Source organism: bacterium (genome assembly GCA_019912885.1).
Classification (GTDB): Bacteria; Lernaellota; Lernaellaia; order JACKCT01; family JACKCT01; genus JAIOHV01.
In genome coordinates, this window is sequence record JAIOHV010000159.1 from 1 (window position 1) to 14,421 (window position 14,421).

At 68.3% G+C, this 14,421-nt stretch carries 11 protein-coding genes; 1 reads left to right on the forward strand and 10 read right to left on the reverse strand.

Going from position 1 to position 14,421, the window contains the following annotated elements; genetic code table 11:
• Window positions 1-162: 162 nt before the first annotated feature.
• Window positions 163-2,037: a hypothetical protein gene (locus K8I61_13920; protein ID MBZ0273130.1), complete on the forward strand. Its 1,875-nt coding sequence runs from the start codon at window positions 163-165 to the stop codon at window positions 2,035-2,037.
• Between the two features lie 215 nt (window positions 2,038-2,252).
• On the opposite strand, the gene K8I61_13925 is transcribed toward K8I61_13920, so the two are convergent.
• The 10 genes from K8I61_13925 to K8I61_13970 all read right to left on the reverse strand — a co-directional run.
• Window positions 2,253-3,086: a hypothetical protein gene (locus K8I61_13925; protein MBZ0273131.1), complete on the reverse strand. Its 834-nt coding sequence runs from the start codon at window positions 3,084-3,086 to the stop codon at window positions 2,253-2,255.
• Window positions 3,087-3,166: 80 nt separating this feature from the next.
• On the reverse strand, window positions 3,167-3,403 hold the full coding sequence (locus K8I61_13930; GenBank protein ID MBZ0273132.1) for a hypothetical protein: 237 nt from the start codon (window positions 3,401-3,403) through the stop codon (window positions 3,167-3,169).
• A 56-nt stretch (window positions 3,404-3,459) separates the two neighbouring features.
• Window positions 3,460-3,864: a hypothetical protein gene (locus K8I61_13935; GenBank protein ID MBZ0273133.1), complete on the reverse strand. Its 405-nt coding sequence runs from the start codon at window positions 3,862-3,864 to the stop codon at window positions 3,460-3,462.
• A 177-nt stretch (window positions 3,865-4,041) separates the two neighbouring features.
• Window positions 4,042-4,701, reverse strand: a complete 660-nt coding sequence (locus K8I61_13940; GenBank protein ID MBZ0273134.1) for a hypothetical protein — start codon at window positions 4,699-4,701, stop codon at window positions 4,042-4,044.
• 282 nt (window positions 4,702-4,983) lie between these two features.
• A complete protein-coding gene (locus K8I61_13945; GenBank protein ID MBZ0273135.1) occupies window positions 4,984-6,735 on the reverse strand; it encodes a hypothetical protein in 1,752 nt (583 codons plus the stop codon).
• A 440-nt stretch (window positions 6,736-7,175) separates the two neighbouring features.
• Entirely contained in the window at window positions 7,176-10,700 is a 3,525-nt protein-coding gene (locus K8I61_13950; protein ID MBZ0273136.1) for a hypothetical protein, read from the reverse strand.
• A 262-nt stretch (window positions 10,701-10,962) separates the two neighbouring features.
• Window positions 10,963-12,285, reverse strand: coding sequence for a hypothetical protein (locus tag K8I61_13955; GenBank protein ID MBZ0273137.1), 1,323 nt, complete (start codon window positions 12,283-12,285; stop codon window positions 10,963-10,965).
• A complete protein-coding gene (locus K8I61_13960) occupies window positions 12,282-12,737 on the reverse strand; it encodes a hypothetical protein (GenBank protein MBZ0273138.1) in 456 nt (151 codons plus the stop codon). The genes K8I61_13955 and K8I61_13960 overlap by 4 nt, the downstream gene beginning before the upstream one ends.
• Window positions 12,737-13,456 (reverse strand): hypothetical protein, encoded by a 720-nt coding sequence (locus tag K8I61_13965; protein MBZ0273139.1) that lies wholly within the window; start codon window positions 13,454-13,456, stop codon window positions 12,737-12,739. The genes K8I61_13960 and K8I61_13965 overlap by 1 nt, the downstream gene beginning before the upstream one ends.
• Before the next feature lies 1 nt (window position 13,457).
• Window positions 13,458-14,421: glycosyltransferase (locus tag K8I61_13970; protein MBZ0273140.1), on the reverse strand; the 964-nt coding region annotated here is incomplete at its 5' end.

Here is a 14,421-nt window from a genome sequence, read left to right on the forward strand (position 1 = left end):
CCCCGGCATCACCGCCTTCGCAATGTCAGGGCCGCAAACGAAGCGCAGCGAAGTGCGCGGTCGATACCGCCCCGGCATCACCGCCTTCGCAATGTCAGGGCCGCAAACGAAGCGCAGCGAAGTGCGCGGTCGATACTGCCCCGGCGTCGGCGCGTGTCCATAATGTCCATTCGGTCCATCCTGTCCATCCGCCTCATGCGCCGTTCGACCCCCGCGCTCTTTGCGTTCCTTTGCGCCTTTGCGTTGCTCTTCTTCGCCTCGTCTTCCCACGCCTCCGGCGCCTTCGCCGTGCGCGCCTACGCCAAGCCCGACGGCGCGACATACCGCGACGTCGCCTTCATGAGCGGCACGAAGCTCTACACCGTCGGTGTCAACGAAAAGGGCCTCTTCCACGAGGAACGGGCGTGGATCAGCCGCAACGCCGGGTCCACCTTCACGCCGCAGGTCGATCAGTCCTACGCCAATCTCTGCGCCTTCGCCCACGCGTTCAGCTCGATGGACGCCGTCGATTTCTGGAACGGCACCACCGGCGCGATTGGCGGCGGCGGCGTCCCCGCGTCGTGCTCCATCCTCTTCCCGTTCCCCTATTGCGAGGCGTGCCTGCTGCTCTACCGGCCCGTCATCTGGCGCGCGCTCAACGAGGGTTCGACGATCGACGAAGCCTACTTCCAGGGCGATATCTTCGGCGGGTTCTTCCGCGTCGAATACACCACCGCCGAACGCATCTGGGGACTCGGCACCGGCGGGATCATCGTCGCGTCCTACAACAACACGATCAACTGGGAGCGCATCTACGGCCCGTTCGGCGAAAACGCGAACTACACCGATTTCGATTTCGTCGGCGCGAACGTCGCTTTCCTCGCCGGCAACGGCTCCGACGACGTCAGGCTCGCGACGACGCCGCCCCAATCGACCGAAGAGGCGATCGCGCGCATCGAACGCGTGCGCGAGGTATCCGCCTGGCTCACCGATCCGCGCGCGCGCATCCAGGCCGCGCTCGCCGGTGCGCCACCCGCCGTCACCGCGACGATGGGCGCCGTCTGGAAAACGACCGACTCCGGCTGGACGTGGTCCACGCCGAAATTCCAGACCACCGCGGGCACCGTTCTTCTCACCGATTGGCTCGACGAGCGTTTCGGCCTTGTCGTCACGGACGAGGACGCCTCGGGCATGGCCGCGTTCACCGTCTACCGAACCTGGGACGGCGGCGCGAGCTGGCAAAAATCGCAGCTCCCCACGACCGGTCCCTCGGGCGGCACGACCTACGACGCGGCCGACATCGTGTATCTCACAAGCAAGCTCGCCTACATCGTCGGCGCCGCGAAAAAAGGCGCCGACATGATCGGCTACGTGCTCGAATCAAGGGACGGCGCCGACACGTTCACGTTCGCGAACGTCACGCCCGGCGCGCCGATCCTGGGAATGGATTTTCAGGACCGCACCCTCGGCTACGCCGCGGGCGACGGCGGCGCGGTGCTGCGTTACCAGGGGACGAACGAGCCGCCGGTCGCGCAAGCAGGGAAGAATCGAACGGTGAAGGTCGGCGACGACGTGCTGCTCGACGGCCGCGGATCGTCCGACCCGGACGATCTCATCGAGTCCTGGTTCTGGACGCAGATCTTCGGCCCGGATACGCAACTCCTCTACGCCAATACGCCCGAACCCGGTTTCGTGCCCGACGTGGAGGGCACGTACACCTTCCGCCTCACGATCACCGCCGGCGGCGACACGGACTACGATGACGTGAAGATCTTCGCCACGCTCACCGGCGGGGACGACGACGACGCCGACGACGACGACGATGACGATGATGACGACGACGATGGCTGGGATGACGATTGGGGTGACGACGACGGCGGCGACGACGATGGTGGGAACGACGACGATGGCGGGAACGATGATGATGACGGCGATGACGACAACGGCTCGGATGACGACGGCGGCACGTCGCCCATCAATCCCGACGACCCCGACGGCGACGAAAACTTCCAATACCCGCCCGGCGACGATAAAAACGACTCCGCCTGCGGCTGCTGATCGGGCGTTATCCTCCTGGGACCGCGGGCCGCCGGCCCGCTTTTATTGCGATTCCCTGTACCGCCGAATGCGATCCTTGCGATTCCATTCCCAATTCCCAATTCGGCATCCCCCGTGTCCTCGGTGTCTTCCCCGTGTCCTCGGTGTACCGCCGAATGCGATCCCTGCGATTCCATTCCCAATTCGCAATTCCCAATTCCCGATTCGCCTCCCCCTCACCACCCCGTCATCCCGCGCGCCCGTTCCGCGCGAAGATAATTCACGATCTCCGGGCCGATCTTGCGCGCGAGCGCCGGCGCGTTCGTCTCGCCCGCCACGGTTACGGAAATGTTGAACACCGGCGCCGCCGATCCGCGCGCGTCGGCCGGCGCAATCGCACGGTCGCCCGCATCGCTTCCGCCGCCCGCCGCCCGATTCGCGCGCGCGAGCACGTCACGGCCGATCGCATCCACCGCCCGCCGCCGCAAAATGAACTCGCCGCGTTGAGCGACGATCGGCACCTCGTCGTCGGCAAGCGACATCCCCGCGTGCGCGCGAAGCGCCCCGCCCGCGTGCATCCGGCCGCCCGCGTGCATCACGCGCCCGCCCTCGTGGAAAAATCCGCTCCAGCCCGCGACGCCTCCCGTCAGCGCGCTCATCAGCGTGCGCATGACGACCATCTGCGCGGTGAGTGCGATCATCTGACGCAGCACGCCTTGCAACGACCGCCGCCAGTCGTTCGTGCCGTCCACCAGCTCGTTCGCGATCCCCTGCCCGAGCGCCGCGAACGTCGATCCGAACGCGCGCCTGGTGAAGTCGCTCGCGTGCGCCGCGTGGCCGATCCACCGCTCGAAGCTCTCGCGCGTCATCGCCGCGCGCGCCGCGGCGGCCTCCTGCTCGCTGCGCAAAAGTTCCGCCGAAAACCGCCGCAGCTCAAACCCGTGACGCAGCGATTCGTCGTTGATCTCGCGCAGCCGGTCGCGCGTCGCGTCAAGCTCGCCCTGCAAGTCGCGCAGGCCCTCCGCCGCGCCCGCCGCGCCGTCGTTTTCGATGTTGATGGTAAAGGGCATGACCGTGTTCCCCTCTGCGTTCTTTGCGTCTTCGCGGTGAAACCTGCGATGGAATCGGCGCCATCGGCGTAATCGGCGGATCAAACCTTATCGCCGGCCCCCGCCAGCGCCTCCAACCCCTGCGCGAGCAACTCCGGCATCGCCCCGATCTCGCCAAGCGACGCCGCGCCGAAAATCGCCGCACGGCGGTGCGTGCGAAGGATCGCGTTTGACAGCGGCGAAACGCACGCCACCGGGCAGCGCGTCAGCACCTCGCCGCCGGCCACCACGCGATACGCAGGGTTCGACACGCCGTCGCAATTCCGAAGGCGACGCACTCCCGCATCGCACCCGCGGCAATCGAGCCGCGCGTCCGACACGACACGCGCCGCCGTCAGCAGTTTTTTCTTTCGCCCTCCGAAAGCGTGGAGATGTCGCGGATCGCCGCGAGCACCTCCAGAAACAGCGGCGCGCACGACGCGGACACGCGCTCGCGCAAATCGGCGAGAGCCGAGCCGTCGGTCACCGCCTCGCCGCCCGCGTCGAGATTTTCTATACCCACCACGTGCCGCGCGAGAACGCGCCGCGCAACCTCCGGATCGAGCGTAAGCGCGATGCGCCCGTCGTCCTCGCGCGACTCGCGAAACAGCTCGCCAAGCTCGTCGTACTCGGCGACCGTCATCGGCCGAAGGTGAAACGTCAGCACGTCCAGATCGCCGCGCGCGGCGCGCTCGCGCTCCCCGCCGAACGCGGGCACGTAGGGAATTGGCGTGTCGAGTCGAAGCCGGGCGATCTGCATGAAGACTCCTTTTTTATTTTTCACCGCAAAAACGCAAAGCACGCGAAGAACGAAAAAACGTCACCCCGCCAAGACGTCATCCTGAGCGAAGCGAAGGATCTCCGTGGTCAGACAGCGAGATCCTTCGCTGCGCTCAGGATGACAGACACTCAATCCTCAATCCTCAATCCTCGATCCTCACGATTGCTCGAACCGCGGGCTGAACACGAACAGCGCCTGCAACGCCACGCCGTGCGGCGCGTTTTCGTAGACCACGAATCGCCCGTCGTCCTCCGAGCCGGTCGCGCCGGCGAAAAACGCGAGGTCGTAGTTGTCCGCGCCGCCGTTGTACGTGCCCGATTTCTGGAACACGCGCGTGGAGCCGCCGGAGATCGGCCGCGACGCGCCGAGCCCGGTGTACCACGTGCCGAAAAGCGGTTTGACGTCGCCGCCGTCGCTTCCCGCGAGGTTCGAGATCAAAAGCCCCTCGTTCGATCCGCCGGGCAGCGCGTTCGCCGGCGAATCCAGAAACATGAACGAGCCGATCGCGGTGACGTAGCGGTTCAGGAATCCCTCGCCCGCGAGCGTGCCGGCGTAGTCGTCCTTGTCCGCGAGCGTGCGGTAGCTGCCCGCGCTTCCTGTCGGCGTCGACGCCGCGACGTGCAGGATGAACCCGCCGTCGTTCTCGTTGCCCGTTTGCGTGTCGGAAGCGCCGCGCACGAAATCGGACTTGACGCTGCGGAAGAACTTCAGGTTCTCGATCACGCGCGCCGCGAACGATTGCCGCGTCGGCGTCCATAGCGCCGGCGTCAGCATGTGCGCGTACTTGAGGCCGGAAGAATCGGTCCAGGAAGCCATGGGTGTCTCCAAGTTTGAGGATCGAGGATTGAGGATTGAGGATTGAGAGGAATCGCGAGGCGCGTTGTCGCGCTTCGTTTCTGCTCCTGAAATCGGCGATCAGCGGTCGGCAATGAGCGGTCAGCGGTCAGCATCGAGAATTTCCGGATCCGCTCCCTCACGGTCGCGGTTCCAATGTTTTTATCTCCGTGTTCTCCGTGTCTCCTCCGTGCTCTCCGTGTTCCGTCGAGATGCGATTCTGCGATTCCACTCGTTACTCGTCACTCGTCACTCGTCACTGATTCACCGTCCCCACACCTTCCCCGCCGAACCATCCGGCATCTCGCCGTCCTCGTCGCTCCAGAACGAAAGGTGCTGGCGTTGATTGTCGCTCGCGGCGGCCCAGTCAGCCGGCATCGTCCCGCCGCCATGGGGAAGCGGCACGGGCTCGCCCGCGTCCGCGGACCATCGGCCCGCGGGCGCGGCTTCCGCGGCGGTGATGAGATCGAGCTCCACGCGCACCGGCGGCTCGAGCACGTGATTCGTCTCGACGATCTGAAACGTCTGCGTGACCCCGCCCGCGCGCAGCTCGATCGGCTCGCCGACCTGCGCGGCCAGCAGATGATGATCCGCCGTCAGACGCACCGAACGCAGCACGCCGCCGAACGCGAGCGCCCAGTTCGCGCCAACCGCGGCGGCCGTCTCGTCGTCGTAGATCCACGACGACTCCACGCGCCGCGCCGGGCCGAACCCTCCCGGCGGATCGACAAGCCGCGCGCGCGTCATCGCGCCGTCGTCGGGCCGTTTGCGATAGACGATCTCCACGCGATCCGTGCCGTCGCGATGGCGATCGTTCCACTCACGCAGGTCGATGATCGTCGCGTCGTCGGCGACATGCGAAACCGCCGCGCCCGGCTCCCCCGCGCCGACAAGCACGATCGCGTATCGGCCGCGCCGGACGGCGAGCTTCATCGCAAACGCGCGGCCGATCTCCTCGATGACGCCGATCACCGTTGTCTCTTCGTCGAGGTACGCGCGCGCGCGATAGCCGTAAAGATCCGCGATCGCGTTCGCCGCGTCGAAGCTCGCATCGTCGATGTCCGCCTCGGGCACGTCCATGCCGATATCCGGATCGGTGAGCAGGTGGCGGACGATGTCCGCGGGCCGCTCGATCAGCTTTCCGCCCGCGTCGATTTCGCCGCGCGGCCGATCGACCACGACGCGGTCGCCTTCCGCGAAGCGCCGCTCGATCGTCGCGAAGTCGCTGCCCGCAAGCTCGAATATTCCCTTGCCCGCGTCGATGACGACGATCGGCAACTCGCGATATCCCGTCTCGTCGCGTTTGTCGCGGCCGTCGGCGTCGAGCCAGCGCGCGCGCGCGCCGAACGACGCGAGGCCGTATCGCCCCGGCCGCGCGAGCCGGCAACGCAGTCGCCGCGTGTCGGAGCCGAGCGCGGTGTCAACGATCGTCGCGGGAATCCACCAGTCCGACGCCTCGCGGTCCCACGCGCCGAACAGGATCGGCACCGGTCTCCCGGCCGCGCGCGGATCCATCGACGCCACGTCCGCGAAGCGCTCGCGCGCAAGCTCGCGGTCCTCGATGGCGAAGCGGTCGCGGCACGTGATGACCACCTCGTCCGGGCCGATCTCCACATCGCCGCGATCGACGCGCCCGACGTGAAAAAGGCTCGCCTCGCCGGGCCGCGGATGCTCCTGGGTCAGCAGATACACCTCGACGCGCTGCCCCACGAGAAAATCGTGATCGCGCAGGCGCCGCACGTCGTCGTCCGACAGGCCCGCGCCGGCGTCGTCGCGCGCGATCGAAAGACGCAGGCTCGGCGCGACGAGATTCGCCTCGGTCAGAACGCCGAGCGAGCGCCGAAAAGACGTCACGCGCATCACCCCGCGCCACACGCCGCGGAGGGAATCGTCCAGCCCGTCCTCGACGTGCGTGCGATGCACGAGCGCCCATTTGTGCGTCACGCGCACCAGCCCCCCGATCGTCACGGGGATGCGGACAAGGACGTTGTAGGTGGTGAGGTTGGGATTGTTCATTTGTGAGTACATCGATGGGGGTCCATTCGCCCGTCAGGGCCGCAAACGAATGTCACCCCGCCCCGGCGGGGTGACGGAGTGCGCGGTTGACATCGCCCCGGCATCGCCGCGGCCTTCACCGACCGTGCACCTTCGCCCGTCAGGGCCGCAAACGAATGTCACCCCGCCGCGGCGGGGTGACGCAGTGCGCGGTTGACACCGCCCCGGCATCGCCGCGGCCTTCATTCGCCAGTCCGGCTCGCTCGGCGCGCATATACCCGGCGATGGCTGGCGTCACCGACCGCGCACTCCGTCACGCCTGCGGCGTGACCTCCGTTTGCGGCCATGACCAACCCGGCGCGAGTGTACCCGGCGATGCCTGGCGTCACCGACCGCGCACTCCGTCACGCCTGCGGCGTGACCTCCGTTTGCGGCCCTGACCAGCCGATCCTCAATCTTGCTCATCCATTCGCCTCCTGCACCACGAGCGTCACATCGTGATGCGCGAAGCCCGACGCGGCGACCGACATCGACTCGTCCAGGTAGCCGTACACGACCGAGCGCGAGATCGCGTCCGCGTCTTCTTCCGCCGGCGCGGCAAGGCCGGCGGCGACGCGCTCGGGCTCAAGCAGCACGAGCACCGGCCGCGCGGCGCGCTGCCGCCGCCAGACCGTCTCGAACGCCGGCACCTGGGCCGCGGGCACGTCCGAAAAGCGCATCTCCACGACGCGGTATGGCTCGCGCACCACGACGCGGCGCGCCTGGCCGAGCGTCTGCACGATCGTCGAGGGATCGTGGTGCGTCACGCGCGCGCGTTCGTCGTGGTTGTACGGCGGGCGATAGCAGAGCGCGGACTCGTTCAGGATCGCGCGGCCGATCGTCCACGGCTCGCGGATCTTGTGCGAAAGCAGATATTCGATCGTGTTCGGGTCGACGTCCTCGAGACGAAACCGGAAACGCCAGTGCGGCCGGCTTGTGCCCGGCCGGTGCGCGACGATCTTCGCGCGCGCGATCGCCGTCAGATCGACGGAAAACACGCTTGTGGTGAAACCGGCGTCCGCCGCGCCTTCGAGATACACGCGCATCGAGCCGCCGGCGCGCGCCGCGAGGTCGGCCATCATCGGCAGGTTGTGCCCGGCGAGCGCCGCGGCCTCGATGTTGACGCCGAGCGGAAACGCGAAGCGCAGCTCCGTCTGAAACGTGACGCCGCCGCCCTCCAGAATCGCGAGCCCCACGCCGTCGGACTTCCACGGCGTCGAGAGATCGCCCTGCGCCGCGTTCGCCGCGGGAAAATCCGCGTCCTCGCTCGTCGCCGAGATGACCCCCGGTGCGTCGCTCGAAAAGTTCACGCCCTCGATCGGCTCGCGCCCGAAACAGATCATCACGCGCTCGGGACCGGCGGCCGCGGCAGGTTCGGCGTCGATCGGCTGATATTGAATCGTCGCCGACGCCGGGGCGCCTTCGTCCTCGCTCACGTGGCGAGCGCGCGCGAAGATCGTGCGCAGCCCCGCGCCGCCGGAAAGCACGTGGGGATACCGCGCGCCCTCGCGATAGCGCCGCCAGACGGCGTCGGCTTCGAGCATGGCATCATCCCACAAACGCACTTCAAACACGCGATGCGTCACGGCGCCGCTCGCCGCGCCGCTGTTGGCCGCGAGCGCGAGCGTCACGCCCGCGTCGCTTGTCGCGGCGTCGCCGTCGTTGGCGATGACGGACGCGATCGCCGGCGCGTCGAGATATTCGGCGCCGTCGCCGTAAGCCGTCGCGGCGGCGAGTTCGCCCGCGTTGCCGGCTTCGTCGTGATAGACGAAGCGATACTCCCATCGCCCGGGCGCGAGCGCGTCGTCCTCCTGGATCACGGTGCCCATCGATCCTAGCAGCGGATCGTCAACGAACGCGATGTCGGAATCGTGATCCCAGCCGCCGCCGATGTATGCCGTCCATCCGTTTTCCTTCAGCCGCTGCCAGCTCCCGCCGTTCAACCGGCGCTCGATATGCGCGTGCAGGTAGTCCGACGGCACGGGATTTGGATGAAGCGCGCCTGAGCGAATCCTGCGCATTCCTGAGACGTGCCGCGCCTCGGCCCACGCACCCGATCCGAGAGGGGCGGTGAAGTCCGGCTGGATGAATCCCGCGCCGCCGCCGTCCGCGCCCAGCGCGCCGGTGCCGTAGTAGGCGTCATCCGCGCCGCCCGATCCCGCGCCGACGTAATCCGAATAGGTGCCGTAGGAAAAGCCGATGTTCGCCCAAGAAAGGCACGTCACGTCCGTATCGACAAGCGGCTGCGCGTGATCGTAAGCCCCGGTGTAGTCCCGCACGCTCGATAGTGAATAGACGTTGCCGCCGCCGTCAATCGGCTGATATTGCGTCACGCCGCCCGTCCCGCCGATGAGCGCGCGGATGCCCGTCGTGTCCATCGTCGCGCACGTGATCGGGCTGCAAACCGCGTCCGTGACTGCCGCCCCGACCGTCGCCGTGGCCTCGCTCGTGCCGCCGCCTTCGTCGGTTTCGTCCGTATACAGGATCAACGCGGAGTCGTCGGCGAATCCGCACAGGATTTGCCGCCCGTCTCCCGTGAGCGCCCCGGACAACCCCACGGCGGCGATGTCCTGCTGCGGGGTGTCCATGTTGGCGTCCGGCCCGATGAACAGCAGGAAATCGCTAAACGAGCCGGTCCATGTCCCCGTGCCCGATCCGCTGTTGTCGCCGACGACCACGCGGGGCGAAAGCGCCGTATCCACGTCCGCCGCCGCCGTTGACGACAGGACCGACGACGTGAGGCCGTCCGATGCCTTGGTCTTGCCCATCGTCGCGGTGCGCCCGCCGCCGCCTCCCGACGAATAGCGCCCAACCCACAGGCCCGCGATGTCCATTGCGGCAACGTCCGTGAAATACAGATATTGCTCGTCAACGACGACACCGCCCTCGGTCACTTCGCCGTGCAGGTAGTAGTCCTGCGTTCCGCCGAACGTGCCGGAGTCGCGGTTCCCCGCGCGCACGCGGTAGCGCGTCAGCCCGTCCGGACTCACGAGGTCAAGCGCGACGAACCGATCTTCCCCCACGCCCGCGCTGGGGATGGCGCTGATATCCACGGCGACCCGCACCGTGTGCAGGCCGGGGATGTACGCGATGCTCGTCAGGCGCGCTTCGCCCGCGCCCGGCGCGGAGCTGTCCGCGTCGAACGCCAGAACGCCGCCCGTCTCGTCAAACGTCGCGTCCGCCGTCATGTTGCCGGTTTCGGATTCGCGCCACGCCGCGCCGTCAAGGTCGTCGTCGTCGAACGCATCGTCAATGCGCCCATACGACACGTCCGGCTCCCAGTCGCTCACCGCGATGGCGTCGATATTGTATTTGCAATAGACGCGCTGGCCCCGATACCAGTACAGGTGCGGCGAGGCGTTCGGCGCGTCCTTCGGGAACGCCACGTCGCCGCCGTCGTCCTCCCGTTGCAGGTAGAACGTCTGCGTCGGAACGTCCATAACCGCAACCTTCATGGAGTCGTCGGAGTTGTCGCCGACCGCGATCCCCAGGTATCCGGTGCCGCCGATATCGAGCGCCGTCAGGGACGGGAACGTGGTCGAGCCGCCGCCCGTGAACCACGCGGCCCATCCGCCCGGTGTCGAGTCGCCGGATAGCGTCGAAACCTGCACGCGCCAGATCGTATTCGGCGCGGCGCGCGGCACGAGGTACAGGTAATCGTCAACGTAGGCGACGCTCGAAAACCCGCCCGTGCCCGTGGCCCAGCCCGCAAGCGTGTTGACGATGGCCGTCAGGTCGCCGCTGTCCGCGATCTTGACCACGACGATATCGTTGTTTGTCGCATACGCCGCGTAATGGTGCCCGTCCGTGCCGATGAAGCTCACGGTATCGTTGACAGATTCGGACCCCTGCAAATACAGGTTGATCTTGTCGCCCCAGCCGAACGCCGCGTCACCCGACGACGGCGCGGACACGAGGTAGCCCTTGCTGTAAACGAAGTCAGCCATGGGTGTTCCTTAGACATGCGATGGGATGGCGCGGCGCCGACCGCGCACTCCGTCACCCCGCTTGGACCGGGGTGACTGCGTTTGCGGCCCTGACATCGCAAACCGGCTCCATGCCGGGATGCGCGATGGACAAAATGGACATCATGAACCTGATGGACATGGATATCTTTTTCTCCGTGTCCTCGGTGTCTTCTCCGCGCCCTCTGTGTACCGCCGAAATGCGATGGGGCGATTCCATTCGACACGCGGCCCTCGGCACTTCCTACGCAAATACCAGATAGACCTCGTCATCGCCGTCCGACTCCAGGCACGCGCCGTCGAGCGTGAGCGGCACTTCCTTGCCGGGCTCGGAGGCGAATTCCGGAATCGACGGCTCAAAGCGCGGAACGAAAAGCGCGATTGTGCCGCCGGGCGACACGCCGGCCTGCACCTCGACCGAAAGCGGCGAAAAATTCTTCGCGGCGACGTGGCGCGCCGCGGTGTCGTCCGCGAGAAAGCCCGTCAGCGAAAGGCTCGCGCGGCGGCGGCCGGGATGTGCGAAACCGCTCGGCGTCGCGCGCCCGTACACCTCGCGCAGGCGCACGCCCTCGCGCAATTCCAGGCTCGCCTCGGTCACGTGGAAGGTCTCGCCACCGATCGCGACGCGGCCCGCGATGCCGGCGACCGGTCGCCCCGCGGGCGCGTGCGCGGGCATCGGCGGATAGACGATCGCGCCCTCGGCATGCGCGGCCGGCGCGGTGCCGGCGTGGCCGCGCGTAACGACGATCGCGTCGTCCGTCGTCTCGGTGACGCGCACGATCTCGTCGTCGATCCGCAAGATCGCGCCGGGCTCGATCGCGTCCGGCCGCGTGACGGGGAACTCGCTCGTCACCGCATCGACGCCGCCGGCGAGCGCGTTCGTCGCGGCGAAGATCTCGTCGGCGCCAAGCCCGGTGACACGCGCACGCGCCTCGCGGCTGCCGGAAACCGACACCTCCAACATCTCGCCGACGCACCCCGGATACGCGAATGCGAGGCCGTCGAGGTAGCGCCACAGCGTGTACGACGCCGACGGCCGCGCGGTCGGGCGATAGGCGATGGCCGGGTACACCGTGTCGCCGATTTGTGACACGAAAGGCAACGGGGAGGCGAGCGTGACGACACCGTTCTCGTTGTCGGCGACGCGGCGCAGGTGCAACTCGCCCGCATTCATGAAACCGGCGAACGACCCGGCCGGCGCGGCGGACGCGTTCGCGAGAAGGCACGCGGAATCGGTCGGCGAAAAACCCGCGCCCACGCTCGTTTGCTGCGAGACGCTCGACGCCAGGCCAAGTGCCTCGAAAACCGGATCGAGAGCCGGGACAAGTCCCGCGCCGCCCGCAAGCAGATAGGCGTCGATCTCCCACGCGACGCGGCGCCGCCGCGAGACGCGCTCGGCCACGCCGCGGCTGCCGTGGCGATCCTCGCGGTCCGCGCGCTCCTGGCTCGGCGTGAACGACGCGCGCAGATGCGAGAAAGCGCCCGTCCATTCGGGCTCGGCCACGACGCCGTACGCGGATTCGCGTGCGGCGAAGAGATATTCGAAAATCGGGTTGGGGTGCGTCACGGGGCGTCTCCTTCGCCGGGGCCCGGCGCGGTTTCGTGGAGGATCATTTCGACGACGAGAAAGCCGCGCGCGGTGTCGCCCGCGCCCGAGGGGAACACGCGGCGCTCGCCGGGCGACACGCGGGTGACGCGCCCGCCGAGCGTCGGATCGATCGAAAGCGCGCGGTCGGCGTCCTCGAGAAGCGCGCGCGCGGCGTCTTCCGCGCTTTTGCCCGCGGCGGCGCGCGCGATCGCGCCGACGAGCACGCGCGCCTCGCGCTTTCGGTAGCGCGCGGGCAGATGACGCACGCGCTCGGTCACGACGCGAGCCGCCAGCGCCGGCACGGGCAGGTCGCCGGGCGCGTCGACACTTCCGGCGATCGCGCGACGCACGTCGGTGGCGTATCCCGCGTCGCGGCGGATGGCGGCAAGGCGCGCGACGATTTCGGCGAGCGCGTCGGTGACGGCGGCCATCACGCGCGCCCCGATTCGACGGCGCGCCCCGCGTTGATGAGCCCGGCGCGCGCCAAAAGACGGCGCGCGGCAAATCCAAGCTCCGCGGACGGCATCGGTTCGCGCAGCGCGAGCGTGCCGCCGGCCCGGCCGGCGTCGCGGCGCATCGATGCGCGCGCGGCGTCGTCGAGAAGCGCAAGGTTCGGCCCGCGCGCGAGAAACGCGGCCTGTTCGCAGACGGCATCGCGCGCAAGGCGCGACAACGGCGCGATCGCCCAGACCGGCGAGGGCAGCGTGATGTCGAACGTACCCTCCACGGCGATTTCGCCGGTCGCCGCATCGAACGCGGTGATGTGAAGAATCGTTCCGTCCGCGAAACGCAGCGCGCCGCCGACGGCGATCGCAAGTCCCGCGAAGGAAGGCACGGCGAGCGTGTCGCCATTGACCTCGACCGCGACGCCGCGATGCACGGGATGCCCCGCGACGGGCAGGTCGAACGCCTGGCGGATTGGCCAGCCAAGCGCCTCGGAGAGCGGGCCATGACGCAGCGGCGCGCGGCTGACCATACGGCTTGCGGCGGAAAGCAGCGCCTCGCGCGCGGCGTCCTTCTCCGTATCCGTGTCGCCGGGCACGTCGTCCCACAGCGCGCGGTCGGGGTGCGCCTGCATGTATTCGCCCGCCTGCGCGAGCGTGACGAGGCTTGTCGCCTCCGGATGGCATGGCGTGGCGAGAAGGCTCATATCAACCTCGGGCCGACGCGCGCGGCGCGGCATTCATCGCGTTGGAGAAGCGTGGATCGGCGGCGAAACGAGATTCGTAGCGGCCGCGCACGATCTCGCGGAGCCGGGCCGCGTCGCTTCTTGCCGTGACCTGCGCGGGGTGCGTTCGGTAGCGGGTGACAAGGTCGGCCGTGACGAGCATCCGCAAGCCCGCAAGCTGCATGCGGCACCAGAGATCCAGGTCCTGCCCCGCGCCGTCGCCGTAGCCGCCGGCGGAGAGCACAGCCGCGCGCCGCACGCACACGGCGGGGTGTGCGATCGCGAACGGCTGGTGCGTCAACGGCGTTGCGGGATCGAAGATGAGCGCAAGCTCGCGGATGTCGCGGCCGTCCGCATCGGTGACGATCATTTGCCCGGCGACAAGCGCCAGATCGGGATCGGCCCGCAATCGCGCGAGCTGCGCCGCGAGGCGGCCGGGGAGCATGACGTCGTCGGCGTCGTGCCGCGCGATGATCTCCGCCCGCGCGGTCCGGACGCCCGCGTTGAGCGCCGCGCCGACGCCGGCGTGCGTCTGACGAATGACGCGCACGCGCGGATCGCGCGCGGCGGCGTCGATCACGGCGAGCGTGTCGGGGCGCGTGGAGCCGTCGTCCACGAGGACGATCTCGAAACGAGGATCGAGGATTGAGGATTGAGGATTGAGTCCTTCGCAATCGCCCTGCGCCAGTACCGATTCGATCGACTCGGCGAGCCAGGCGCCCGGCGTGTCGCGCACGGGGATGACGACGGAGACATCGAGGTTCGTATCGGGAAGACGCACCGCGCCGTTCGTGCGTTCGGCGTAGATGTCCGAATAGCGGCCGAGCATGCGGCGCGCGTCGAATCGCTCGATCGCGCGCGCTCGCGCGGCGCGGCGCCGGCGGCGCATCGCGGCAGGCGAAAGCGCGGCCATCGCGCGGACGGCGTCGATCAGGCCGGCGTCGGTG

Excerpts from the sequence above, each read along its gene's own strand:
- K8I61_13950 (MBZ0273136.1), bottom strand. The coding sequence starts at position 10,700 with ATGGCTGACTTCGTTTACAGCAAGGGCTACCTCGTGTCCGCGCCGTCG.
- K8I61_13945 (MBZ0273135.1), bottom strand. The coding sequence starts at position 6,735 with ATGAACAATCCCAACCTCACCACCTACAACGTCCTTGTCCGCATCCCC.
- K8I61_13925 (MBZ0273131.1), bottom strand. The coding sequence starts at position 3,086 with ATGCCCTTTACCATCAACATCGAAAACGACGGCGCGGCGGGCGCGGCG.
- K8I61_13960 (MBZ0273138.1), bottom strand. The coding sequence starts at position 12,737 with ATGGCCGCCGTCACCGACGCGCTCGCCGAAATCGTCGCGCGCCTTGCC.
- K8I61_13920 (MBZ0273130.1), top strand. The coding sequence starts at position 163 with ATGTCCATTCGGTCCATCCTGTCCATCCGCCTCATGCGCCGTTCGACC.
- K8I61_13940 (MBZ0273134.1), bottom strand. The coding sequence starts at position 4,701 with ATGGCTTCCTGGACCGATTCTTCCGGCCTCAAGTACGCGCACATGCTG.
- K8I61_13935 (MBZ0273133.1), bottom strand. The coding sequence starts at position 3,864 with ATGCAGATCGCCCGGCTTCGACTCGACACGCCAATTCCCTACGTGCCC.
- K8I61_13965 (MBZ0273139.1), bottom strand. The coding sequence starts at position 13,456 with ATGAGCCTTCTCGCCACGCCATGCCATCCGGAGGCGACAAGCCTCGTC.